Here is a 23,544-nt window from a genome sequence, read left to right as displayed (position 1 = left end):
TCCTCTAGGAATATGCGCCCTAACTGTCCTTCAAGCTGTCCTTGATCGCCAGCAGCTGCGCCATCTGCTGCCGGTCCAGCCGGCCGAACCGGTTGACGTGCGTGTCCAGGGAGATAACGCCGCCGCGGGAGACCGCCGCCCTCACCCAGGAGACGAGATCATCGGTGGGCCAGTTCAAGCCGGTATTGCCCCATCCGGCCAGATCCTTCACGAACTCGCCCAGGAACGTCCAGTGGAACCACTGCACGCCGTTCGCCTCGTCCGCCCAACGCCCGCCTGCCGGCAGCGGACCGATCTCGTTGGTCTCTCCCGCGATATAATCCTCGAACGGGGAGTTGACGAGAATGTTGCTGCCGATGCCGGAGTTGAACGCGACGATCCGCGAGGCGTTCCCCGACTTCGCCACGTTCACCAGGCTGTACCAGTTGTACGGCAGCGTCAGGTCATCGTAGGCCTGCTGGAACCACATGCCGTCGAACCACCAGCCCGCCGCCTTGTCCCCGTACCGGTCCGACCACTCCCGGATGACCGCCTGCCACTTGGCCTGCGTCTCCTGGGACGGCGCGATCTCGACCGGGTAATCGAACGCCCGGTTAATGGCGAAGTCGCCCTCTTCCTTGTGCGCCTTGCTGGGCGGATTCGCCGGCGAATACAGGATGAGCCGGATGCCGTGCGGCGCCAGCGCCTCGGCGATCTCCATCGGCAGGTCGCGGGTCGAGGCCCGCTCGCCCGGCTTCACGCCCGCGATGCGGTCGTACGTCGCATTGGGCGACAGCAGATACCCGCTGTTCTGCCCAAGCGTGAGGATGACGAAGCCTGCCCCCGTCTCCACAACCTGCTCCACATAGGCATCCACGTCGAATCCGTGAATGACCTCGTCCCACGACTCGCCTGGCTGCCACTTCTCTTCCGGCTCCGCGGCGACGCGGTTCATGAACTCCGCCAGCAGGTGGTGGGAGATGCCGTAGCGCGCGCGGTGCAGCCAGTCCGTGTCGGGATTGCCCTCCACGTCGGCGATCGGACCCGCGGCCTCGCTCGTCGCGGACCGCGGCACGGCGCCCTCGGCATTCTCCCGAACCGTGACCTCGCATTTGTAATAGCGGCCCACGGCGTCGGCGGCGAGCGGCAGCGTATCCTGCACCGCCCCGATCACCGGGTTGTAAGTTCCCTCCTTCGTTTCGGAATTGAACCATTTATAGGAGATTTCCTTGGTTCCTGTCGTGGGTTCGATATCGGTTGCGGTTCCATCGTTCGCGCCGCCGAGTGCGCGGATGACCGCCTGCAGCTGGCTTTTCTTCCGCAGGGAACCTCCGATCGTTACCTCGTAATTGCCTTCGATACTCATCGGATGCACGCTCCTCGGGACCCTTGGACAGCGCTGAAGCGAACACCGGAGCGTACTTCTACCGCCTCGATCTTCGCTTCAGCCGCTGCCTGCCTTGTTCGGTTTTATTTTTTGTTCAATTCGTCCAGCTTGGCTTGCGCCTCGGCCAGCACCTGCTCGCCGCCCGCCTTCTTCCACTCCGCGACGAAGGCGTCGAACTCGCTGATCGGACGTCTGCCCGTAATGAAGTTGATATAGTTCTTGATCGTCATCTGGTCGAGCGCGTCCTTGAACTCCGTATAGACCGGCTTCGCCAGCGGCGTCATGAAGTCGTACTTGCCGATGCCCTTGCTCGCCGCCTCTTCCTTGACCGGCATGAGATCCTTGCGGGTCATGAACGGCGCCTGGAAGTCATAGTCGTTGAAGCTGGCCGGCGCATGGTAGTAAGGGCCGATACCGAACTTCGTCCGCTCCTCTTCCTGGTCGTACGGCGGCAGATAGACGTAGCTGCCGTCTTCCTTGCGCTCGTACGTGACGCCCTCTTCTCCGTACTTGATCTTGGTGAAGAGATCCATGTCGAACGAGGTGGCGTCGAACATCTGCAGGTACTTGGCCATCTTGGCCTGGTCCTTCTCGAGCTGGATGCCGAACTGAATGCCGGTGCCGAGCATCGGGTTGCCTTCCGTGATGCCGAATTGGCCGCTTGGCCCCTTAGGGCCGCTGCTGAGCGCCCATTCCGCGTTCGGCACCAGCTCGCGCAGCTTCAAGTAATACTTGCCGCTGAAGAACGCTTCCGGCTGGAGGAACTCCCACCACGATCGGGACACGGCGCCGACCTTGCTGGAGATGACCTTGTCGTCGAGGTTCGTGTCTTTATTGACGAAGAATTCGGGATCGATCAGTTCGCTCTTGAACCATTTGTTGAGCGTGGTCAGCGCTTCCTTGGCGCCGGGCTCCACCTCGCCGCGAACCGCCTTGCCGTCCATGTCCACGGTCGCCCCCGGATAGACCCCGTAGGCGCCGAATACCGGCGAGAAGATCGCGGAGATCGTGGCGGACGTAGCGGTCATGCCGTAGGTGTCCTTCTTGCCGTTGCCGTCCGGATCGTCGTTCCGGAACTTGGTCAGCGCCTCGCCCATCTCGTCGATCGTCTCCGGCGTCTTGGTAATGCCCACCTTCTCCAGCCAGTCCTTGCGGTAGCCGAGCACCTCGGAGGAGGAGGCGAGCGTCCACAGGACGGGCAGGCTGTAGATCTTGCCGTCCGGACGTCTGACGTAGCGCATCGGGTCGGGGCCGAGATTCTTCTCCATCCACTTCATATAGTTTGGGGCGTTCTTCTCCAGCAGGTCCAGCGGGATCTCCGCGGCCGCGCCCTGATCCGCGAACTTGTCGGCGTCCGCGAAGGGCACTTCCTTCCACCAGTCCGGGATTTCTCCCGAGGCGATCTGCAGCAGCAGCTTCTCCCGGATCGCGTCGGGGTCGTTGGTGGACGTGTAGAAGTCGAGGTCCACGCCCAACTTCTCGCGGATGGCGTTCATCGCGTAGCCGTTCAGGTTGGTCTTGTCCGCGTCGAAGTTCCATACCATGAGCTTCATTTTTTCCCCAGAAGCGCTTGCGGAAGCCGACGCGCCGGCCGTGCCCGACGCCGCCGCCGACGAGGGGCTGTCATTGTTGTTCGAGTTGCCGCAAGCCGAGACGATGAGTCCCACCTGGATGACACTTAGACCTGCAGCGAGCCACTTCATGCGTTTAACCATCCGGATACCGCTCCCTTTTTTATGATCTGTGTGATGTTCCGTTTGAAGCTCTATTTGAAGGCTTAGCCTTTAATAGCGCCGACCATGACGCCTTTGACGAAGTACTTTTGCACGAAGGGATACACGACTAGCATCGGAATGATCGAGAGGATGATGACCGTCGATTGCAGCTGCCGGCCGGTATACTTGGTGTTGGTGCTCATCTTCTGGATCATGGCGTTCAGGTTCGAGGTATCGTTCTCGATGACGATCTTGCGCAGCACGACCTGCAGCACCTGCTTGCGGCCGTCCGAGATGTAGATCAGGCTGTCGAACCAGGCATTCCAGTGCCCGACGCCGACCCACAGCGCGACCGTGGCCAGCACCGGCGCGGAGAGCGGCACGATCAGGCTGACGAAGATCCGGAGATAGCCGGCGCCGTCCACCCGGGCCGACTCCTCGAGGCTCTCGGGGATGGACCGGAAGAAGTTGCGCATGATGAGCACGTTAAACGCGCTGATCATGCCCGGCAGCACCAGGGACCAGACCGAATTCAGCAGCCCCAGGTTCTTGATGAGCAGATAGTTCGGGATGAGCCCGCCGCTGAACAGCATCGTGAACAGCAGGAACCCGGTAAACGCCCGATTGAACGGCAGATCCTTCTTGGACAGCGGATAAGCCGTCAGCGCCGTGAATACGAGAATCAGGACGACGCCGAGCACCGTGCGGACGATCGTATTGAGATATCCCGTCCAGAGCGGCGTGTAGTGGAAGGCTAGGCGGTACGCCTCGAACGACAGCTTATGGGGATAGAGCATGAATCCGGTCGAATAGGCCGAGGCGCCTTCCTCCAGGGACAGCACGATCTGGCTCCAGAAGGGATACAGCGTGACGAACATCAGGACGATCATGCCCGCGTACAGCAGCACGTCAATCATTTTCTCCGTAAGACTCTTGCGGTACGTCATCGTAGAACCTCCTTGCTCTGCGGCATCACCACAGCGTGTGCTCGTTCCCGCCGATCGCCTTCACGATCCGATTCACGCCGAGGACGAGGATGAGCGCCACGACCGACTTGAACAGCCCGACCGCCGTGGAGTAGCTGTAGTTGGCATTGATGAGTCCGATCCGGTACACGTACGTATCGATGATATCGGCGACGTCCATCACCTGCGCGTTGTACATATTGAAGATCTGATCGAAGCCGGCGTCCAGGATGGACCCCATGGACAGGATCAGCATGATCGAGATGACGGGCACCAGCATCGGCAGCGTGATATAGATCATGCGCTTGAACCGTCCCGCGCCGTCGATGATGGCCGCCTCGTGCAGCTGCGGGTCGATGCCCGCGATCGCCGCGAGATAGATGATCGAGCCCCAGCCGAAGCTCTGGTAGATGGAGGTCCCGACCAGAATCGACCGGAAGTAATGCTCATCCGCCATGAAGATAATCGGCAGGCGGTCCATCGCCTTGAGCAGCAGGTTGATCGGGCCTTCCAGCGAGAAGATCGTGATGAAGATGCCCGACAGGACGATCCACGAGATAAAGTGCGGCAGATACGAGATCGTCTGCACCCATCGCTTGAACCGGCGGCCCGGCAGCTCGTTCAGCAGGATGGCGAACAGGATCGGAACCGGGAAGCCGAACAGGAGTTTGTAGAAGCTGATGATCAGCGTATTCTTGAGCACCACGTAGAAGTGGGGGTCATGGAAGGCCTTGTCGAAGTACTTCATGCCCACCCAGGGACTGTTCGCGATGCCTCCCATAATCTTGAATTCCTTGAAGGCTAGGATCGCCCCGTACATCGGGATATAATTGAAGATGATCAAAAAGATAAAACCGGGTACGAGCATGAGCAGCAGCGCGCGATATTTGACGAAGCGTCTGGCTCGCTCGCCGGGTCCCGCCCTGGGCCGGAGCTCGCGGTATTCCGCCGATGCGCCGATGTCCGACACGGTTCCCCCTCCTCTCTCTTGGTTGCGTACGACTTGCGCTCTTGGTCGCAGGTACATCGTAGCACAGGTTTGGAAGCGCTGTATTCTTCTCATATCTTCGATTCGTTTCACTTTACTGCGATGTTCTCCGGGCGATATTGACGAGACTTTTGGCGCAGCCTGATAATCATATAGGAAGACACCGGCTAGGAGAATCGAGGTTTACGGGGGAGGCATCGGCCGTGTACAGCATACTGATCGTGGATGACGAGCGCTTCGAGCGGGACGGCGTGAAGTTCCTTATCGACAAATACGGCCTCGCGCTCGAGGTCGCGGAGGCGGCGAGCGGCGAAGAGGCGCTTCAGTATATATCGGAGCATCCGGTCGACATCCTGCTGACGGATATCCGCATGCGGGAGATGGACGGACTGCAGCTGGCCGAGCAGGTTCGCGGCTTGCGGCCGTCCGTGAAGATCATTTTCTTAAGCGCTTACGGCGAGTTCGAGTACGCGCAGAAGGCGATCCATCTGCAGGCGATTCAGTACATCCTGAAGCCCGTGGACGTGACCAACTTCCTCGACGTGCTGATGAAGGCGATGCAGATGCTCGAGGAGGAGGAGCGGACGCAGCAGTCGCTCCGCCAGGAGAGCCGGAAGAGCATCCAGTGGGAAAAACACCGGATCCTGGCGGATCTGCTGAGCAGCGGCGGCGATGCGGAAGCCGTGGCGGCGGGCGATCCGAGGCAAGCCCTGCTGCCGTGGAACCAGGTGCTGCCGAACGGGAATCCGTCCGGGGAACGGCGTTACCGCATGCTGATGCTGGATACGAGGCAGCGGTTCTTCGACTCGGCGGACCCCGAGTTCGAGCAGAGCCTGACCGAGTGGCTGCCCTACCCCAGCTCCATCATCAACATGAACGAATACCAGAGCCTGATCCTGCTGGAGGTGGAGGCCGAGGCTGAGGAGCCTGCGGAGCCCGAGGAGCGGTTCGTCCAGCTGGGCCGCGACATCATGGCGTGGTTCAAGGCGCGGTCGCAGCCGTCGCAGCAGGAGATAAGCGTCATCGTCAGCGAGACGTTCCGGGACGCGGCGGGCATGCGCGATGAATACCGGAGGGTCGAGGCGATCCTGGAGAGCAAGTTCTTCTACGAGGAGGGCGGCGTCCGGCTGACCGCGACCCTCGCGGAGCAGCCCGGCGACACCCAGAATATCGAGCAGACGCTGGAGGAGATGAACGGCCTGATCGAACGGGGGGAATTCGGACTCGTCCGCACGCGCTTCGAGACGCTGTTCGACCATCTGAGGAACAGCGACCAATTCTCCGTCATCTACGTGAAGTACATCTGCTCGGAGATCGTGCGCGCGATCCTGAGGTCCGCCAAGGCCAAGGATCCGGACTTCTTCAAGCGCAGCCTGGAGACGATCTACAAGACCGCGGTGCTGAAGGATCTGCGCGGCGTCATGATCGCCATCTTCGAGGCCTACGGAGCGCAGCTGGCGCCTGCCTCCCCGACTCCGCCGCCGGAGTCGGTGCACAAGGTCGTGGCGGACGTCATCCAGATCATCGAGCGGGAGTATCGGTCCGAGCTGTCGGTCGAGCTCATCGCCGAGCGCGTCTATCTGACGCCCAGCTATCTCAGCCATCTGTTCGTCAAGCAGACCGGGCTCAGCCTGATCAAGTATCTGACCATGCACCGGCTGGCCAAGGCCAAGGCGCTGCTGCAGGAGACCAACCGCAAGATCATCGACATCAGCCACGACGTTGGCTACGCGAACTTCCCTTATTTCTGCACCTTGTTCAAGAACTACTACGGCAAGACCCCGACGCAGATCCGGGAAGGGAACCTGCCATGATCCGGCTGGCCCGGCGGTTCCTGGACCGGCTGCGGTTCCGGCAGAAGCTCATCCTGACGTATCTCGTGATCAGCATCATCCCGATCCTGATCCTGGGCATGTACTCCTACTATCAATCCAAGACCTTCCTGCGCGAGCAGGCGCTCGAGAGCTTCCAGCGGAACGTGGACGTCATCTCGGAGAGCGTCCAGTCCAACATGGACCACTACGAGACGATGTCCAGCCTGATCCTGTACAACAACGTGGTGCAGCGCATCCTGTCCAACAGGTATATGGATCTGTACAATCTGTATCTGGACTTCAACCAGTTCCTCAATCCGTACCTCAACATGCTGATGAATCTGAACAAGGATACGACACAGCTGTCGATCTACACCAACAGCCAGCTGCCCGAATACGGCGAGTATATCAACAAGATCGACCGGATCAAGGCGCTGCCCTGGTACGCGGACGTGGAGAAGGTGAAGGGCGTCAAATGGTATCATGAGAGCAACGCGCTGTTTCTCGCCGGCCCATTTCCCAAGCTGTATGCCTCCGACCGGTCCGCCGTGACGGCGAGCGAGGACAACGTGCTGTACATCCGGGTCAATAACCGCACGCTGTTCTCTGACCTGCCCGATACCCTGCGCCAGCACTGGGTGTTCCTGGTGGATGGCCAGGGGGCGTCCATCTACTCCAACCATGTGATGGATACGCAGACCGTCGCGCTGATGGGGAAAATACAGAATAGCCAGATGGGCGAGACGAGCATCGACGGGACCCAGATGCTGATGATCAAGCAGGCGATCCCGCGCACCGACTGGACGTTGTACTGCCTCGTGCCCTACCGGGACATCGTGGAGGACTCCGGCAGCATCGTGAGTGCGACCCTGATCATCGCCGGCATCTGCCTGCTCATCCTGATCGTCGTCATCTCCCTCTTCGCCAACTCCATGATCCGGCGCCTGTACCGGCTGAACAACTGGATGAAGCGGGCCGAGGACGGCGAGCTCGAGCTGCGCATCCAGAACACCTCGCGGGACGAGATCGGCGAGCTGACCGAGCGGTTCGGCCATATGATGCAGCGGATCAACGAGCTGATCAACGAAGGCTACAAGAACAAGATCATCCAGAAGGAAGCCGAGCTCAAGGCGCTCAAGTCGCAGATCACGCCGCACTTCCTGTACAACACCCTGTCCTTCATCAACTGGAAGGCGCTGCGGAGCGACGATCAAGAGATCAGCCACATGGTGACGAGCCTGTCCCGCTTCTACCGCACCGCGCTCAACCGCGGGGATAATATCATATCGGTGAGGGACGAGATCATCAACGTCCAGTCGTATCTGGACATCATCCTGACGACGAGCGGGCACAGCTTCGACGTGCGCTACGACATCGACGAGGAGATCTACGCCTATGGCATGATCAACCTCATCCTGCAGCCGCTGGTCGAGAACGCCGTCAAGCACGGCATCAACCGCAAGACCGACGGCGGCAAGGGCCTGATCGAGATCTCGGCGCGCCTGCACGACGATACCATTGCGTTTAGCGTGCGGGACAACGGGCCGGGCATCGAGCCCGAGCGGCTCGCGGAGCTGCTCTCCACGCCGACCGCCGGCTATGGCCTCAAGCACGTCGACGAGCGCATCAAGCTCATCTTCGGCGCCGACTTCGGGCTGACGATCGAGGCGGTAGATGGGCCCGGGGCGTGTATGCGGGTGAGGATACCGCGGCAGGTGGTGTGAAGGATGCCGCGTAGGAGTTACCGGCTGGCGGTCGGCTCCTGCGTCTTATTCACTGCCGATCGGTCAGTATGCGCTGCGCGATACGATGCAGGGACGCGGCGTAGTGGCCGAAGCCCTCTTCCGTGGGATGCACGCCGTCTGCGAACAGAAAAGGCAATCCCGGCACCAGCTCGGTCCCTTCGGCCACGTGAACTAAGTCCAATTCGGCGGCGACGCCTGTAATGGCGGCCCGGACGTCGTCAAGCGCACCCGCGGATTTGCGCTCGTCCTGGTGGTAGGCCCAGATCGGCGTGATGACGATCATCGGCGTGTCCGCGTAGCGAGAACGAATCTTTTTCAGCAAATGCTCGGCATTCGCGGCGATTTCTTCGGCGGATTTATCCTTCGCCCAGTCGTTGACGCCGTACGCGACCGTGATCAGATCCGGTTCGAACGTCAGCTCCGGATCGAAGCTGGCCGGGTCGAAATCATGCTGGCCTACGCCCTGGTTGAGCAGCTCCGCGCCGAGCAGCCTGGACAGCCGAACCGCATAGGTGCCGGCAGGATTGCGGCTGTCGAACCCTTGCGTGATCGAATCTCCCAGGGCGAGCAGTCTGCGGGACGGCCGATCCTCCGCGGGGGAAGCAGATGCGCCGGGCGATAGACGGACATTCGTAATCGTAAGCTGCGAGAACTGCGACAAGTAGATTTCGACTTTCCTCGATTCGCTCGCTTGTCCCGAGGGATCCAGCAAAAAGCGGAACGTAACCGCACGGGGCAACGAACCGAGCGGCTCGCAGGCCTGCAGGCTGGTCCAACGATCGTTCACGAGCGCCATGGCGTGAATATGATTGCGCACGGAGCCTTCAACGAAGATGTCCAGCTCAAGCCATTCTGCGTCCGTCCGCAAGACGATGCTCGCGCCGGCCGGGCATTGCGACCGCAGACGGTACGCCTCGTTCGCGGCGAAGTGCGCCAACTGGCGTTCCGTGAATCGGACGGGCTGCACCCCTTCGTTCGTTTCCTTTAAAAAGAGCAGATTGCGGTAGTATTCGCGGCTTTTCCAAAAGTCGGTTCCTTGACTCATCTTCGTCTCCCCTTGCCGATATGGCTGTCGTTACTGCGACTGATCCTCGTTCCTCAATCCAACGATAATGTTTTCGAAACGCCTTGTACATCGAACTGAATAGTGGACTCATTTAACCACTGTACATTTTGGATGCCCCTATACTTCTCTTGTTCCTTTAACCCCAGTTTGAAATCGTACGATGTCCTATGATGCATAAGCATTTTATTCGAGGGCTTCTGATAGAACTCAAAAAAATACTGGCTCTCCCCTAATGTTGCAGCTCGATAACGAAGGACAACCGTGTTGGTCTGTCTGGGAGAGTCAAAATATTGATAGCTCCATTGGGGAAGCGCGTAATGAACGTACAAATATGATCCCACTCCGATGCATATCCCCATAGGTATTGTAATGATTAGGATAGCTCTTGCCCAGTAAAAAGCGAGAGAAAACAAAATCAGCATGAAGAAATGAGCCCCTATTAATGCCAAGATCCTGCTTCCGGTAAAGAAAAATAACAGGTAGTCGTTCAGGAATAGGATGAGCAAGGTGGCATCTAGGAGAATCATTATTAGGAATACGACGAGAAGAACCGTTTGATAAGTCTTATTCATTCGAATCCGATTCATTTGTTTCCGCCTATTCTATTTAATTGTGTTATCTTTGGATATATGCGCCGTGTCTACCTAAATTATACACATTCATTGGCGGCTGTCTTGTGCCTTATTTATCAGAGCAATCCATGTAACTATGGTTCGTCTGGAATCGTCTAGGTGATGAGGTGAAAACCATGCAGGCAATGACACGGCTGGCCGTGGCCGTACTCATGCTGGCAGCGATGCTGTCCGCGGCCGGCTGCGTGCTAAAGAATACGCTGGTCGGCGGGATCGGGGGAGACTGCTTCGCCGAAACCGAATGGGTCGACTTTCTCATGCTGAACGATATTATGTATACGTCCAATCCCGACGGAACCAAGGAAGTCGTAGACGGCTGGCGAGGAGAGAAGGTCGGCGAGGTATCCTATATGCTAGATGAGCATGCCTGTACGAAGCATAAGACCAAAAACGGCGATGCCGCCTACCTGCCGATCGGCACGCCGATCTACGCGATGAACGGCTATAAACCGTCGTACCGCGTGATGGCGGGCGGCAAAGTGTATGAGGCCGATCGCAATCCGAATGCGAAGACGATCGGCGACCTGTGGGACATAGATGGGAAGATCGCCAAGGTCAGCCTGGAGAGCGGAATGGACGGCAGCCCGATCGGCGACTTTACGCCGGAGGCGTCGGCCATCTTCGCCAGGGACCTGCCGCAGCTGAAGCTGGTTGGCTTCGATACGATCTACAAGGACAATAAGCCCGAATACGGCATCTTACTGCGCGTTCATCTGCAGGACGGGACTTCCTTCCGGATGGTCTTCTACGAGAACGCGAACTCCTTCACGGCAGGCGTGTATGGCACCGAGGCGATGAAGACGGTTGTCGTCAGCGAGCGGACGCGGATTAAGAAGGCGGCCGGGTTGATGTAGCGCAACGGTGATAGCGCATTCAACCATCCGTCTGCTACAATACGGTAGATAAAACTTCAGGTACTGACAATGGAGGATGAGCATATGAACTTACGACCGCTCGGCAAAACGGGCTTGCAGGTTAGCGAGGTCAGCTTCGGTACTTGGGCGATCGGAGGCTCATGGGGGCAGACGAACGATGCGGAGTCGCTCCGCGCCTTGGATAAGGCGATGGAAGAGGGCGTCAACTTCTTCGATACGGCCGACGTCTACGGCGACGGCAAGAGCGAGCGGCTGCTCGCACGCGCCACCAAGGGCAAGGAAGACCAGATCCACATCGCCACGAAGTTCTGCCGCCAGGGCGATATCCACGACCCGCAGACCTATTCGGAGCGGCAGGTGCGCCAGTGGTGCGAGGACAGCCTGAAGCGGCTGGAACGCGATACGATCGATCTGTATCAGATCCACTGCGCGCCGTTCGAGATCCTGAAGCAAGGCGCCGTGTTCGAGGTATTGGACAAGCTGCAGCAGGAAGGCAAGATCCGCGCTTACGGCGTCAGCGTCGAGACCGTGGAGGAAGGCTTGTTCTGTGTGGAAAAGTCGGGCGTGCAGACGCTGCAGATTATATTCAACATCTTCCGGCAGAAGCCCATCGCAGAGCTCCTCCCCCGGGCGGCCGAGCGCGGTGTCGGCCTGCTCGTGCGGCTGCCGCTCGCCAGCGGCCTCCTGACCGGCAAGTTTACGGCGGATGCTTCCTTCGAAGCCGAAGACCACCGCAACTTCAACCAGAACGGCGAAGCCTTTAACGTGGGCGAGACGTTCGCAGGCCTTCCCTTCGCCAAAGGCGTAGAGCTCGCGTCGCAGCTCTCCTGGATCGCGGAAGGCCGCGACAACATGACGCGCGCATCGCTCCGCTGGCTGCTGGACTTCAAGGAGATCACCTGCGTGATCCCGGGGTTCAAGAACGTGCGTCAGGTCGAGGACAACCTCGGTGTCCTGGCTACGAAGCCGTTCACTGCGGAAGAACACGAGCGGCTGCGACAGTTTTACCGGGAACAGGTTAGCGAACATATTCGGGGTGCTTACTAATAGATCGGGAAAGGCGCTCAAAAAGCAGCGGATCCGCCATATGGGGATCCGCTGCTTTGGTTCCTATATTTTTTCATTTGTTATTTTAGTTGCGTCACAAGAAGATTCAGCTGATAACTCTCCTTGTTCTTTTCTTGCTCATTTTTAACGATTTGCACGGTAACGTTCAGGGAATCCGATTTACCGTTAAGGAATACGGAATTTAAGCCGTCTCCCTCGTCTTCCTGGAGATCCGTACGCTCGGGAGTTATCCCTTTTTCTTCAAGCGCATTTTCATAAAATTCAGCTAGTTCATTAATCGACGTATCGCTAGTTAGGGCTACTATATAATTTTTGCCCTCTTCCGCATCGGTCACCATCGAACTCTCTATCTTTGAACCAGGGGAGACAGACAGAGGAAATCCCTCTGGAAGTTCCTTGGCTTCCCCGTTCAACAGGACCTCTCCCTTATCCGAACTGATCGACACCCCATTACCATCTTCTTTAACCTTAACGCCTGAAGATTGCTCAATCAATTTTTCGGCAGCGTTCTCAGAAGACTTATCCCCTTGTCCGCAACCTGAAGCAGTCGTTAAAGCCAGTGCAAGTAGTATGGATAGAGAAGCGGTCTTTGTAAATGAAGGCATGGTTTGTTTTCTCCTTTTTTACTTCGTGATCATCATTATTTGGCTAGAACCGATGGGTCCTCCGACGGCAAGAAACATAGCTTCTATGATATGATAGGGTTCATTAAATTGCGACGGACTAAAAGTATCATTTCATTAAATAACCATATAAAAATGAATTCTGCTATTCTTAGGATAGTAGGAACCCATTAACCGATGAATTCCCGAATCTGCTGTCGTCTATATAAACGAAGGCACTCATGACCACATACCAAATTGACGAAGAGGTGTTTTGAAAATGGCATTAACGTCCACATTCACGAGCTTGAACCTGCATGTTAAAAACGTAGCGCAATCGAAGGCGTTCTTCACCGGAATCGGCTTCGAGATCAACCCGCAATTCCCCGAGAATGAGAATGCGGTAGCCATCGTCGTCGGCGACAACCTGCAGGTCATGCTGATCGCGGAATCATTCTTTACTACGCTCACGGAGAGGGAAACCGTCGATACGAGCAAGTATGCGCAGCTGACGATCGCCTTGGCCTTCGAGAGCCGGGAAAAGGTCGACGAGATCGTGAATACCGCGGTCTCCCTGGGCGGGAAATTGCACGCTGAACCTGAGGATCATGGGTTTATGTACCATTGGGGCTTCGTGGACTTGGACGGCCATCTGTGGGCCATCAACTACATGAACGCGGATGCGGCTCAAGGTGAAGGATAACGGAGAGCGAAGCTCGTACGCATCAGTCGTTGTTTAGACATCTGTGGGCGATCAACTGCATGAACGCGGATGCGGCTCAAAGTTAAGGCTACGGAGAGCACGGTTCGTATTTAGATTCAAAAAGAAAAGACGCCGGGCACCTTCCCCAGCGTCTTCTTCGCGATAATTAGTTTTGTTCGGTATAGGCTTTGAAATTATCCATAATCGCTTGCCAGCCTGCTTGCTGGAACTCGACGGGGTGGCTGCTGTCCGCGTCAAACGTTTCAATGACCTTCGTCTCGCTGCCTTGGTCGACGAATGCAATATCCACTCTTCTCCCTTTATGCAAAAAGAGAAACTTATTGTTTCTCTTTATTTTCAATCCAGGTTAGAAAGGGAACATCTTGCTTATTTGTTGTATAAGCAATGTTTGTATTTTTGTCGATGAAAATTGTCCCTGTTCCCGTCAGCTCAATTGAAATTACGGTCCCATCGTTTTTATGCAGGCTAATCAGCCTCGGTTTATCTGCGGTTGCAGAACCTTCGGCAATCTTCGCTTCATCCAAATACTTTGTAAGTTCTTCAATGTCACTTTTCTCTGACAACTCTTTTGAGAGTGTACCATCACCAAGCAAAATCGTCGCTTTAGATAGGTCACCTGGTTTAATCAAAAATAAATGATTTATTTCTGTTTCAGTTCCTGTCTCATTATCGCTACTCTTCCCGCACCCGCTCACCAAAACAACAAAGCAAAAGGTCAACAAGAAAGCACAAATGGTTTTTAACTTCATTTCAGCACCCCTTATGTTGTTTAATCTTCAAACGTTTTACAGTGCTGAGTTGTTGCAGCAGACAGTGGGTGCCCGACTATTTAACACCCACTGTCTTACGAAATGATTAACTGTTCGGGTTAACTGCCTTAGTGGAACTACTTGTGTACAATGTTACAGCTCCACCATTAGCTAGTGCATTGCCAACTTTCGTGAAATAACCGTAATAACCTTCAGGTAGAGTCGAGGTGGCAAGACTCCTTCCTGATACGATACCAATTAATTGACCGTAATTATACGGATTGAATACGATTCCGCCGCTGTCTCCGCCTAACACAAGGCCTCCGTCATCTTTCTTAGCCTGTATCATCCCTGTGAGATGGATTGTTCCATAAGTTACAGTGGCGCTGGTATTAGTGACAGATCCGCAGGTTACACTCGTCTTTATACCGGATTTACAGATCAATTGTCCGTTAATAACGGTAGTTGTAGTCGTGTAATTCTTGTCATACTCCCCATTTGCAAGACCGTTATAATAATATCCATTCCCAATGCTACGAGAAGTGTCTGTGAGCAGTATCAGTCCAACATCAGTACCATAATCGCCATATGCGCTAAGATGTTGAGTGCCTACATTGGTTGTATTCTGTTTCGCAGCGCTGCCTATGCTAGTAACACAATGCCCTGCCGTAACTAAAAATTCCTTAGTGTCTTTTGTTGCCGTAAAGGCTGTACTACAATTGCTATTATCAATTGCGATTCCGCCGCCCATCGTAGTAAAGTTAGCAGTTCTTGCTAAGGCTGGTTCCGCATCTATAACTACGTCGTAGTTCACATCGACTACACTTTGATCAATTTCACTTGTGTCAAACAAAGCCTCGATAGTATTCCCTCTTGCTTGTGTCTCCCTTTCGAGATTCACTTCTACTTTTTGGTCTTTGACACTCGTATTGATCTCATAGTTTGTAACTCCTGATCCTTCAAGATCTTGAGCAATCTCATCTCTCATTTTATCGAGTTGAGACTTTGAATATTTTACAGATTTAAATTCCAAAAATTCGCTCGGTACGATACTTTTTAGTTTTTCCCCCAGTTGATTTGTTTTTTCGTCCGTAGACGCAAGAGCCAAGACAAACTTGTATCCAGTCTGTGTATCAATATAAAGTTCTCCATATTCGTCGAGTGCCTCGGTCGACCCAATAGTGGAGTTAATCGTATGAACAACATCGTTCAAATACTGTTTCTCTATGTTGTATTGCTCCTGTTGTTCAGCAGACATATTTAAATTAGCTTCGCTTTCAGCTGGTTCTGCAAATACAGATGAGGGTAAAATTACGCTTGCAGCTGTTAGAATAGTAAGAATCGATTTACTGACTTTTTTCATCTGTTAGATCCTCCTAATAGTTTTTTACACGAAGTCAGCTCAACTTACCAAAACTATCGAACTTATTCCCTCTCAGCTCCTTCCATACAAATGGTCATTAATACAAAATAAGTATATAATGAAATCTATTAGGAGTCAGTCGAATTATGTAAATTTTGATAACTTTTTGCTGGTTAACAATACTCATTTTTTTATGTCTAATTTACTATCAAAGTGTAACCTCTCTAACCTACTAAACTCCCGCCTTGCGCAATATATGCCGAGCCAAGATCCATCCCGCTTGGGTCTCCTGGGGGATTCACTCCTTGTGCTCAAAAAGACAAAATATTTTCAAAATTTCGGCTTTCGAACCAATCAGACCGATGAATTCCCGAATCGACTGTCGTCTATACAAACGAAGACAACAATGGACCACAAATTCATTTGACGATGAGGTGTTTTGAACATGGCATTATCGTCGAGATTCACAAGCCTCAACCTGCCTGTAAAAAACGTAGAGCAATCGAAGGCGTTCTTCACCGGAATCGGCTTCGAGCTCAACCCGCAATACCCCGATAACGAGAATTCAGCAGCCATCGTGATCGGCGACAATCTGCAGGTCATGCTGATCAACCAAGCATTCTTTATTACGCTCACAGAGAGGGAGATCGTCGATACGAGCATGTATGCGCAGATGACGATCGCACTCGCCTTCGAGAGCCGGGAAAAGGTCGATGAGATCGTGAATACCGCAGTCTCCTTGGGCGGAAAATTACACGCTGAACCTGAGGATCATGGGTTCATGTACCATTGGGGCTTCGTGGACTTGGACGGCCATCTGTGGGCGATCAACTACATGAACGCGGATGCAGCTCAAGGTTAAGGCTATGCAGAGCACGGTTCGTATTTGGATTCGAAAAGAAAAGACGCCGGGCACCTTCCCCAGCGTCTTCTTCGCGATGATTAGTTTTGTTCGGTATAGGCTTTGAAGCTGTCCATGATCGCTTGCCAGCCCGCTTGCTGGAGCTCGACGGGGTTGGAGCTCTCCGCGTCGAACGTCTCAATGACCTTCGTCTCGCTGCCTTGATCGACAAAGGCAATATCCACTCTTCTTCCGTCATCCATGGTATAGCCGATCGCCTCATGCTGATTCACGACATCGTAGACGCCGCCAAAATCAAAGCCCATGCTGCCATCCTTCGCTTCCATCCGTGTCGTAAACTTGCCGTCGACCCGCAGATCGTTTTCGGCTCTCGGCGCATGCCAGTCTTCGGACGCTTGATTCCACTTCGTGATGTGCTCCGGCTCGTTCCAATAGCGCCATACCTTCTCGACAGGGGCTTGAATGACGGCTTGCACGGTTACTTTCGTCGGTTGATTCGTTTCCATTTGAATGGACACCTCTCTCATCATATTCGTCATTTGGTATTCTCAATGATATAGACGTAGGCCAATGACCAAATTCATCGGTCGATTCGCTCAGGCAGCCCAAATCTCGAAAATAATTTCGTATTGATAAAGTTTTGAACGTGCAGGATTTGATTGTCTTTGGTTTCGATGACGTGGATGCCCCAGGGTACCAGGCTGGCGTCCTCTTTGCCCGGCATATACTGGGCCAGCGCCGGATAACCACCATTCACTGTGACGGGCACAAATCGCGAACCCTCGCAATGCCAGCGCGTAAGCGAATAGAAATCGGACAAATCGTCCTTGCCGCGAATCCACATCTCGAAGGGCGGCATCGACATGCAGCCTTCCTCGTGGAACAACGCGACGAGCGCATTAATATCGAATTGCTCGAAGGCTTCCACATACCGGGACAACAGCTGCGGCTCCGGCTGAACGTCCATGCTGCTAAGCTCATCCGAGCGAAGCTGCGCCCGGCCCATCGTCTCTCGTGCTCGTTGCAAGGCGCTGTTCACCGCTGCGGGCGACATCGCGAGCGTCTCCGCGATCTGCTTGGAGGACCATTCAAATACATCCTTCAAAATGAGTACGGCGCGTTGACGCGGAGGCAAGGTCTGCAAGAGCGCAATGAAGCACAGCTGAAGGGTGTCTCTGCGAACTAGCCGATCCTCCGGATTGCCCCCAAAGTCGGGAGACGGCCAGATCCAGGCGGCGTCCGGCTGCGTATCGCGCGGCTCGACGATAGCGGCGGCCGGGTCGAATAGATCGACGGGAAGCGCGCGGCGCTTGGATTGTCTCAGCTTGTCCAAGCACAGGTTGGACGCAATGCGGTAGACCCAAGTTTTGAACGAGGCATCCTGTCTGAACGTGCTCCCGCTCTGCCAGACCCGAATACTCGTCTCCTGAACGGCATCGTCCGCATCGTCCATGGAGCCCAGCATCCGGTAACAGAACGAGGTTAAGCCCGGCTTCAAGCTTGCAAATAAAGGTTCGTCAAATGCGGTCTCGGTCATCGCGGCCTCCCTTAACGATCTCCCCGAAGGGCGGTACCTTCATTATATGCAATGAAGCGGATAGCCTCAATTGAATTAATTGGCGCGATCTTGTATGGATTTTGGATGGCCATATGTGGGCAACGCTTAAAGACGCTGGGCGCATCTGCCGGCGTCTTCATTATTCTCGCACAACAATCGTTCGAGTCGTCTTTGGATTCTCGCTTACAAATACTTCGTTCACCCATTCCCGAACCCGCACTTCCCACGCAGCGTCCGCGGAATTGTAAGTCACGTCTTCAATGGCGTAGTACGGAAACACAACCTTACGAATCGCTTGTCGCACGGCCTCTTGCTCCGTCAGCTTGGAAGGATGGTCAGAAGATTGAGCCAACACGGTTACCTTCTTAGCTAGAAGATGCGATGGTACTTCCAAAGCGACAGGTCCCTGAGCGTCTGGAATGACTGTGACTTGCTGACCGATCTCCAAGCCCGAAGGCGCATTGGAAAACCACATCGGAGGCTGGCGATCCGGACTGGCGGATAGGAGGATCTCATGATTTTGAATGTCGATAATATAGCCGGTCACCTGAGTGAACTGTTCGTCCGCTCTCTCTTGGCTGCGCGCTACCATCGTAAAAGCAAGCAAAACGATGAGCCCGTAACTTAAGATGTATCTCATCTGTGTCGTGCCGCCCGCTAGGACGAAGCTGTTGTCATCTTTACCAAATCGTAATATCTTCAATCTCATCGCTATTAAATACCTCTTTCAGACTTCTTCCATCGATTATAGAGTTATCTAACAGCGAAGACATTCTGTCGTAAAAAACGATTTCTTCATGCGACTTCGTCTGATCGCAATAGTACCAACCATCGAGAGGATTATCGCCACCGGTTCTGACAATGGCGTAAATCAAACCTTTGTATGTAAAATTCGCCTCTCCTCCATGACTGAGATCTTCTTTAAAGTTTTCAAAGCTGTACAAGGTCCGTTCACTCCTTATAATCCATGCTCATTCCTTAAACTTATCCCAAAATTCAGCCTCGCTGATCTCGGTTTCTTGGAATGCCGCTTTATACTTTTCAATATTGCTAATCGCTACTACACGATTGTCCTTGAGCTGGTAAATGAACGGTTCGATAATGCCGTAATACTGCTGAGCACCCGAGCTACTAGGCGCAATGGTAAAAATATATTCTTCTCCGGCCAGTACCGTCGCGCGTAACGGCGCTTTTTTAGATTTGTAATTTCCGCCGCCTATTGCAATTTTGATCTGACTTCCCGTCTCCAGATTGCCTTTCAATACTTGGGTCACGGTGACGTTGTAGTCTGTTCCGGGAACGACCACGCGAGCCTCTTCCTTCGTTGGGTCCGTTGCATCCCGTCTCAAGTTCCGGGGCTCCCCCTTGCCGTCTGTCACAATCCCCATAATGACAATCGGCGCATTCAAAATCGCCTGATCGATATTGGTCGCTATGGCCTCGTCGGAATGCGTAGTCGTCCTTCTTTTCATATAATCGATGCCGTAGTACAAAAGGGTTGCGCAAAGCGCCGCGACGATAACGGTTATTATCGTGCTTCTAAACCGAATGGACAATCGGTCGTCCCTCCTCACACTTCTTCGACGTCGATGAGATACACGCGATCCCGGAATCCGCCGCGAGCTGCCTCCTTCTCTTCCCGGATCGCCTCCAACTGCTCCCATGAAGCGCCGTGCACGACTGCTATTGCGCGGATGACCTCCAGCATATCTGCAAGTTCTTCCAGAGAATCCTGCGCACGCTGAGCAGCGAAGTATTCCTCCGACTCTTCTCTAAGTTTAACGACGAGTTCGGTATGATATTCTTCTTCATTCAAGATCCGTGTCCGGCAAGCCTTGCCCGAGGATTCAATGACTTCGGGAATCCGGTCACGCACAAGCTTGTTGTAGATTGGCATCTATTTTCATCCTTTTGCATAAGTGCGTGGTATAGCTCTATATTAGCGCGTCAAAGAAACTCGCTTCACCACGCTCCAAGGCTCAACTTCATTTATCATATGTCTTGCATGAATCAGCCATCAGTGCCGTAGCCAACTGAGCTCCGTCTTTCACGCCTTCCATGTACAGACGCTCATTCTCCAGAGCCCTCCTAAAAAGATGCCGATCTTCCCATGCCATGTACCTGTTGAATTGTGTCGCATCCATGCCATCGTACAACGACTCAAAGGCCTTCTGCTCATCTATATGCGCCTGGAGCAGCTCAGGACCTACCTCGCTATCGGATGTAATCTCATCAAGCCGTTGCTGAATTGCATTTCGGAACCAAGACGGAACCTCCATCCACCTCTCCCCTCCCTGCATTATTTATTTGCGCAGCCGCTCTTCGCGTCCTGCCTTCCTCTTATGCAACTGAACGATCAGCTCGTCCACCTTCCGACTCTGCGCCTGCACCGCCTCATTTATATACAGCGGTATCCCCTGCTCCAACGACCGGCGCCCCAGCTCGTTTAACTTTCGCTTTTCCTCCTCATACTGATGGAGTAAGTGGAGTATGGTTGGCCTCCCTCATGATGGCATGGAAAAGAACTCTTATAGGAATTATAGTTCGCCAATTATATTTTGTCATTAAAATTTCGGGAATTGTCTACGATGGAAGAAATGTAGGCAAGAGGAGATTGGATGGTTATGAAACTCATAGAGGCTAGAAATCAAAAGGGCTTCACGCAAGAACAAGTAAGTCGCGCGATCAACGTATCGCTGAAGCACTATCAGAATATTGAGCATGGCCTCAGTGCTCCAACCGTTAATATCGCGCTGCATATATGCGAAATTTTAGACGTGGACCCGCGTGAGATTGAAGAGTGGAGGGATCGGAGGAAAGCCGAAGAAATATAAAATAAAAGTCTTCGACTCTTAGTCGAAGACTAACAACAAAATAAGGATCTATTTCAAATTCTATAGCCCGAACACAGAATATCTAAGCAAATTATTGACTAAGACTAAAAAAATTTAAGATTTATAATTATAAAGTTGTAATTACCATGCTGATAACCACTCACCCACCCACTCTTCGGATAATCTGCTTGAATTAGTAATGTCAACCGAGTATTTAGTGTTAGATACTCCCTCTGGTTCAAATTGATTAAAACGAGGAACATCTCTACAGTTGAACCAATAAAGTTGATCTTTTGCATAGGACACATCGAAAGTCGGCCCAACCTCATGCTGGTCCAACATGCCTGCTTTTCGGACAGCCTTTTCAAGTTTATATAATAAATCTATGTCACCGTGCAATGACTCTCGAATGTCATTTATTAACTCTCTTAAAGAAAGCCCCGCATCATCATACTTTAGCATAATTGAAGCAATAATTATCTGCACTTGGTCATTGCGATACAATTGATTATGAGAGAATATATGAATTCGATTGGAGTTGGTTGTGGTCTTAACCTCAAGCCTTAAGTTCTCCTTGGAAAAGTCAAACTTCCTATTCGTCTCGTTGTGCCAAAATGTAACAAAGGACTTTATTCTTTGGGAGTGTTGTATTACAAACAATTCTCCCCACAAGCCTTGTCTCTCCAATGTCAGATCCATAGAAGGTGTTATTTTAAACAACTGAGTCAAATTACTGAAAAACTCGATTACATGATTGCTATTTTTAGTTACATTGATCTGAACGGCAAAGGCTTGGCATAAGGCCAAAAACGATTTTGTTATCTCATCACTCGCAGTTTTACAACACATAACATGGCATCTTGAAGCCATGGGTTTGTTATTGATCGTTACTGTACATGATTCACTTAATGATAACGAAATTAAATCAGTTGACATCTTATAACTAATTCGGTCTTCAGTTCTAATTAAAAGTGAAACAAATTTGTTTCGATCAATAGTCAAAAAAACTAGGTTATTGACTTCAATACCAAAATAATCGTATTTTATATCTGGATTTAAATCTGTCAGCTTTTTTAATAAGTCAGATGAAGAATTAGTTTCCACTTAATTTCACCAGCCTACGAACATGTTCAACATACGAATTGGGAACGTATAATACGAGAGAAACAGTAGCATTTACAAGCGGATTATCATTATAATGAGGCTCTAATATATGAACCTGGAGATGGAATGTATCTCCCATGAAATAACGATCACCTTTATATTTCTTACTTGCGCCCTGCATAACCTGGTCTACACTGTTTCCGGTATACTTTCTATCCCCTACATTACCTCGCCTCATATACAACACTTCGATCTCTTGATCGGAATCGAATCGTAGTAATCTTCTAATTACAGTGTTTATGATAGACAAAGCATCATCATCGACTCGACTAGTTTTTATTTGCAAAATCAGCTTTTCGAATAGATCTTTTAATCTATACTCCGAAGCAAGCAAATGTATGGTGCCTCCAAAATCAGTTTCAACACCATTTGCTTCGTCGAAAAACTTTTGAACCACCTTTACGTTATGAGTTGCAATTTCAGCAGAAAGTTCGACTCTACTTTGTGTAGTAAACTGCTCATAATCAACCTTCTTGGCCGACGCTACATTTGTTCTCGTCGGCCTAAACGGAGCTGAACATTGTATTATTTTGCTCCACAAATTAATGTCTAGTCCTTCTTCTTCATTTAACTTCAAAGTCTCCCATAAATCATCTTCATCTCCGAGTAAATAAGCAAACTCATCCTTTACATTCTGTGGCGCAAATATTCGGCAAGTATCTAAGTACTTTTTCTTATAACCAAACCATCTTGCTCTTTGCTCCACGGTATCAGCTTGAGGGGATTTTGCACGACGAGTAATGTATGTAATAGCAAGCCCGTCAAGTGTTACGCCACGCTCAAGCATATTTCCTCCTATAAATATATTATTCTTTAAATTTAATTTTTCAGTTGGATTCTCTGCATTTGGGGAACTATTAACAATCCAGGTCATAAGTTTAGTTATTTCGTCTTTAATTTTGGGCAAAACCAGTTCCCAGGCAGGCAATTCACTCTCTGCGGTGGTTTCAATATCCTCATAAGCGTAAAACAAGCAACTCACTATACTAGCTCTTGCTGGGTCATGGGGAGGAAGCAGAATTTTTTGCCTCCAATTTTCTATTAATGTTTTTATTATTTCACCAGTAATATGATGATCATTTTTTGTTCCACTCGTATGCACAAGCATTGAATGATAATCGTCATCTTTTCTTAGCGATCTTATCGCCCCCCCTACAAAAAATGTAGCCAGAGCTTTTTTGAGTGTTTCTGGAACATAATCATCAAATGGCAACTCTGTTTCTGGTATTATCCTAATATATTTATCTTGATTGACTCCATGAAAAACAGAGCCGCCAGTATAACCTTCTCCAGGTTCAACTAATACACAAAAATCCGGCGACAATTCATCAATTGTGTCGATAAGCAAATTTGCTTGTGGGGTTGCTGTAAATGCTACATACGCTCGAATTTTAAAAACATTAATTAAGTTTGTTATTTCTTCATAAGTAGGAGACTTCTTTCCCTTTTTATGC

At 52.3% G+C, this 23,544-nt stretch carries 25 protein-coding genes; 7 read left to right on the top strand and 18 right to left on the bottom strand.

The window, feature by feature from the left end:
• Positions 1-19 precede the first annotated feature (19 nt).
• From PQG80_RS21100 to PQG80_RS21085, 4 genes are all read right to left on the bottom strand, one after another.
• The gene (locus PQG80_RS21100; protein WP_271753547.1) at positions 20-1,345 is read right to left on the bottom strand and encodes an alpha-L-fucosidase; all 1,326 of its coding nucleotides are present in this window, start codon (positions 1,343-1,345) and stop codon (positions 20-22) included.
• 104 nt (positions 1,346-1,449) lie between these two features.
• Positions 1,450-3,081: a type 2 periplasmic-binding domain-containing protein gene (locus tag PQG80_RS21095; RefSeq protein ID WP_271753546.1), complete on the bottom strand. Its 1,632-nt coding sequence runs from the start codon at positions 3,079-3,081 to the stop codon at positions 1,450-1,452.
• A gap of 62 nt (positions 3,082-3,143) precedes the next feature.
• Positions 3,144-4,028, bottom strand: coding sequence for a carbohydrate ABC transporter permease (locus PQG80_RS21090; RefSeq protein WP_271753545.1), 885 nt, complete (start codon positions 4,026-4,028; stop codon positions 3,144-3,146).
• Positions 4,029-4,053: 25 nt separating this feature from the next.
• Positions 4,054-5,016 (bottom strand): ABC transporter permease, encoded by a 963-nt coding sequence (locus PQG80_RS21085; protein ID WP_271753543.1) that lies wholly within the window; start codon positions 5,014-5,016, stop codon positions 4,054-4,056.
• A gap of 221 nt (positions 5,017-5,237) precedes the next feature.
• Between PQG80_RS21085 and PQG80_RS21080 the strand changes: the two genes are divergently transcribed.
• Both PQG80_RS21080 and PQG80_RS21075 read left to right on the top strand, forming a co-directional pair.
• On the top strand, positions 5,238-6,848 hold the full coding sequence (locus PQG80_RS21080; RefSeq protein ID WP_271753542.1) for a response regulator transcription factor: 1,611 nt from the start codon (positions 5,238-5,240) through the stop codon (positions 6,846-6,848).
• A complete protein-coding gene (locus PQG80_RS21075; RefSeq protein WP_271753541.1) occupies positions 6,845-8,572 on the top strand; it encodes a sensor histidine kinase in 1,728 nt (575 codons plus the stop codon). The genes PQG80_RS21080 and PQG80_RS21075 overlap by 4 nt, the downstream gene beginning before the upstream one ends.
• 49 nt (positions 8,573-8,621) lie before the next feature.
• On the opposite strand, the gene PQG80_RS21070 is transcribed toward PQG80_RS21075, so the two are convergent.
• Complete coding sequence (locus tag PQG80_RS21070) at positions 8,622-9,638, bottom strand: SGNH/GDSL hydrolase family protein (RefSeq protein WP_271753540.1); 1,017 nt, start codon at positions 9,636-9,638, stop codon at positions 8,622-8,624.
• 769 nt (positions 9,639-10,407) lie between these two features.
• Here PQG80_RS21070 and PQG80_RS21065 point away from each other — a divergent pair.
• Entirely contained in the window at positions 10,408-11,145 is a 738-nt protein-coding gene (locus tag PQG80_RS21065) for a hypothetical protein (RefSeq protein WP_271753539.1), read from the top strand.
• Between the two features lie 84 nt (positions 11,146-11,229).
• Positions 11,230-12,213: an aldo/keto reductase gene (locus PQG80_RS21060; protein ID WP_271753538.1), complete on the top strand. Its 984-nt coding sequence runs from the start codon at positions 11,230-11,232 to the stop codon at positions 12,211-12,213.
• An 80-nt stretch (positions 12,214-12,293) separates the two neighbouring features.
• On the opposite strand, the gene PQG80_RS21055 is transcribed toward PQG80_RS21060, so the two are convergent.
• Positions 12,294-12,839, bottom strand: a complete 546-nt coding sequence (locus tag PQG80_RS21055) for a hypothetical protein (RefSeq protein WP_271753537.1) — start codon at positions 12,837-12,839, stop codon at positions 12,294-12,296.
• Between the two features lie 277 nt (positions 12,840-13,116).
• Between PQG80_RS21055 and PQG80_RS21050 the strand changes: the two genes are divergently transcribed.
• Positions 13,117-13,539: a VOC family protein gene (locus PQG80_RS21050; RefSeq protein WP_271753536.1), complete on the top strand. Its 423-nt coding sequence runs from the start codon at positions 13,117-13,119 to the stop codon at positions 13,537-13,539.
• 166 nt (positions 13,540-13,705) lie between these two features.
• On the opposite strand, the gene PQG80_RS21045 is transcribed toward PQG80_RS21050, so the two are convergent.
• The 3 genes from PQG80_RS21045 to PQG80_RS21035 form a co-directional block, all read right to left on the bottom strand.
• The gene (locus tag PQG80_RS21045; protein ID WP_271753535.1) at positions 13,706-13,849 is read right to left on the bottom strand and encodes an SRPBCC family protein; all 144 of its coding nucleotides are present in this window, start codon (positions 13,847-13,849) and stop codon (positions 13,706-13,708) included.
• A 28-nt stretch (positions 13,850-13,877) separates the two neighbouring features.
• Entirely contained in the window at positions 13,878-14,309 is a 432-nt protein-coding gene (locus PQG80_RS21040) for a hypothetical protein (protein WP_271753533.1), read from the bottom strand.
• Between the two features lie 106 nt (positions 14,310-14,415).
• The gene (locus PQG80_RS21035) at positions 14,416-15,672 is read right to left on the bottom strand and encodes a S1 family peptidase (RefSeq protein WP_271753532.1); all 1,257 of its coding nucleotides are present in this window, start codon (positions 15,670-15,672) and stop codon (positions 14,416-14,418) included.
• A 445-nt stretch (positions 15,673-16,117) separates the two neighbouring features.
• Between PQG80_RS21035 and PQG80_RS21030 the strand changes: the two genes are divergently transcribed.
• Positions 16,118-16,534 (top strand): VOC family protein, encoded by a 417-nt coding sequence (locus PQG80_RS21030; RefSeq protein ID WP_271753531.1) that lies wholly within the window; start codon positions 16,118-16,120, stop codon positions 16,532-16,534.
• An 80-nt stretch (positions 16,535-16,614) separates the two neighbouring features.
• Here the strand turns inward: PQG80_RS21030 and PQG80_RS21025 are convergent, their stop codons facing one another.
• From PQG80_RS21025 to PQG80_RS20995, 7 genes are all read right to left on the bottom strand, one after another.
• A complete protein-coding gene (locus tag PQG80_RS21025) occupies positions 16,615-17,040 on the bottom strand; it encodes an SRPBCC family protein (protein ID WP_271753530.1) in 426 nt (141 codons plus the stop codon).
• Between the two features lie 74 nt (positions 17,041-17,114).
• Positions 17,115-18,071, bottom strand: a complete 957-nt coding sequence (locus PQG80_RS21020) for a sigma-70 family RNA polymerase sigma factor (protein ID WP_271753529.1) — start codon at positions 18,069-18,071, stop codon at positions 17,115-17,117.
• Positions 18,072-18,231: 160 nt separating this feature from the next.
• Entirely contained in the window at positions 18,232-18,801 is a 570-nt protein-coding gene (locus tag PQG80_RS21015; protein WP_271753528.1) for a hypothetical protein, read from the bottom strand.
• Positions 18,773-19,036, bottom strand: a complete 264-nt coding sequence (locus PQG80_RS21010; RefSeq protein WP_271753527.1) for a hypothetical protein — start codon at positions 19,034-19,036, stop codon at positions 18,773-18,775. Before PQG80_RS21010 ends, PQG80_RS21015 begins: the two co-directional genes overlap by 29 nt.
• A gap of 27 nt (positions 19,037-19,063) precedes the next feature.
• On the bottom strand, positions 19,064-19,648 hold the full coding sequence (locus tag PQG80_RS21005) for a hypothetical protein (RefSeq protein ID WP_271753525.1): 585 nt from the start codon (positions 19,646-19,648) through the stop codon (positions 19,064-19,066).
• A gap of 14 nt (positions 19,649-19,662) precedes the next feature.
• Positions 19,663-19,989 (bottom strand): nucleoside triphosphate pyrophosphohydrolase, encoded by a 327-nt coding sequence (locus PQG80_RS21000; RefSeq protein WP_271753524.1) that lies wholly within the window; start codon positions 19,987-19,989, stop codon positions 19,663-19,665.
• 88 nt (positions 19,990-20,077) lie between these two features.
• Positions 20,078-20,371 (bottom strand): hypothetical protein, encoded by a 294-nt coding sequence (locus tag PQG80_RS20995; protein ID WP_271753523.1) that lies wholly within the window; start codon positions 20,369-20,371, stop codon positions 20,078-20,080.
• Between the two features lie 345 nt (positions 20,372-20,716).
• On the opposite strand from PQG80_RS20995, the gene PQG80_RS20990 reads away from it, so the two are divergent.
• Positions 20,717-20,926: a helix-turn-helix domain-containing protein gene (locus tag PQG80_RS20990; protein WP_271753522.1), complete on the top strand. Its 210-nt coding sequence runs from the start codon at positions 20,717-20,719 to the stop codon at positions 20,924-20,926.
• Between the two features lie 141 nt (positions 20,927-21,067).
• Here PQG80_RS20990 and PQG80_RS20985 read toward each other — a convergent pair whose 3' ends face one another.
• Together PQG80_RS20985 and PQG80_RS20980 are read right to left on the bottom strand one after the other, a co-directional pair.
• Positions 21,068-22,030, bottom strand: a complete 963-nt coding sequence (locus PQG80_RS20985; RefSeq protein WP_271753521.1) for a PD-(D/E)XK motif protein — start codon at positions 22,028-22,030, stop codon at positions 21,068-21,070.
• Positions 22,020-23,544 (bottom strand): Z1 domain-containing protein (locus PQG80_RS20980; RefSeq protein WP_271753520.1); only part of this gene is annotated, 1,525 nt, incomplete at its 5' end. The genes PQG80_RS20985 and PQG80_RS20980, both read right to left, overlap by 11 nt.

The organism is Cohnella rhizoplanae, assembly GCF_948329515.1.
Lineage (GTDB): Bacteria > Bacillota > Bacilli > Paenibacillales > Paenibacillaceae > Cohnella > Cohnella rhizoplanae.
The sequence above is the reverse complement of the archived record's forward strand: the minus strand, read 5'-3'. Positions and strand labels throughout refer to the sequence as shown.

What these genes read in the sequence shown, in the direction of transcription:
- PQG80_RS21100 (WP_271753547.1), bottom strand. Translation starts at nt 1,345, where the DNA reads ATGAGTATCGAAGGCAATTACGAGGTAACGATCGGAGGTTCCCTGCGG.
- PQG80_RS21095 (WP_271753546.1), bottom strand. Translation starts at nt 3,081, where the DNA reads ATGGTTAAACGCATGAAGTGGCTCGCTGCAGGTCTAAGTGTCATCCAG.
- PQG80_RS21090 (WP_271753545.1), bottom strand. Translation starts at nt 4,028, where the DNA reads ATGACGTACCGCAAGAGTCTTACGGAGAAAATGATTGACGTGCTGCTG.
- PQG80_RS21075 (WP_271753541.1), top strand. Translation starts at nt 6,845, where the DNA reads ATGATCCGGCTGGCCCGGCGGTTCCTGGACCGGCTGCGGTTCCGGCAG.
- PQG80_RS21070 (WP_271753540.1), bottom strand. Translation starts at nt 9,638, where the DNA reads ATGAGTCAAGGAACCGACTTTTGGAAAAGCCGCGAATACTACCGCAAT.
- PQG80_RS21065 (WP_271753539.1), top strand. Translation starts at nt 10,408, where the DNA reads ATGCAGGCAATGACACGGCTGGCCGTGGCCGTACTCATGCTGGCAGCG.
- PQG80_RS21060 (WP_271753538.1), top strand. Translation starts at nt 11,230, where the DNA reads ATGAACTTACGACCGCTCGGCAAAACGGGCTTGCAGGTTAGCGAGGTC.
- PQG80_RS21055 (WP_271753537.1), bottom strand. Translation starts at nt 12,839, where the DNA reads ATGCCTTCATTTACAAAGACCGCTTCTCTATCCATACTACTTGCACTG.
- PQG80_RS21050 (WP_271753536.1), top strand. Translation starts at nt 13,117, where the DNA reads ATGGCATTAACGTCCACATTCACGAGCTTGAACCTGCATGTTAAAAAC.
- PQG80_RS21040 (WP_271753533.1), bottom strand. Translation starts at nt 14,309, where the DNA reads ATGAAGTTAAAAACCATTTGTGCTTTCTTGTTGACCTTTTGCTTTGTT.
- PQG80_RS21035 (WP_271753532.1), bottom strand. Translation starts at nt 15,672, where the DNA reads ATGAAAAAAGTCAGTAAATCGATTCTTACTATTCTAACAGCTGCAAGC.
- PQG80_RS21030 (WP_271753531.1), top strand. Translation starts at nt 16,118, where the DNA reads ATGGCATTATCGTCGAGATTCACAAGCCTCAACCTGCCTGTAAAAAAC.
- PQG80_RS21025 (WP_271753530.1), bottom strand. Translation starts at nt 17,040, where the DNA reads ATGGAAACGAATCAACCGACGAAAGTAACCGTGCAAGCCGTCATTCAA.
- PQG80_RS21020 (WP_271753529.1), bottom strand. Translation starts at nt 18,071, where the DNA reads ATGACCGAGACCGCATTTGACGAACCTTTATTTGCAAGCTTGAAGCCG.
- PQG80_RS21015 (WP_271753528.1), bottom strand. Translation starts at nt 18,801, where the DNA reads ATGAGATTGAAGATATTACGATTTGGTAAAGATGACAACAGCTTCGTC.
- PQG80_RS21000 (WP_271753524.1), bottom strand. Translation starts at nt 19,989, where the DNA reads ATGCCAATCTACAACAAGCTTGTGCGTGACCGGATTCCCGAAGTCATT.
- PQG80_RS20995 (WP_271753523.1), bottom strand. Translation starts at nt 20,371, where the DNA reads ATGGAGGTTCCGTCTTGGTTCCGAAATGCAATTCAGCAACGGCTTGAT.
- PQG80_RS20990 (WP_271753522.1), top strand. Translation starts at nt 20,717, where the DNA reads ATGAAACTCATAGAGGCTAGAAATCAAAAGGGCTTCACGCAAGAACAA.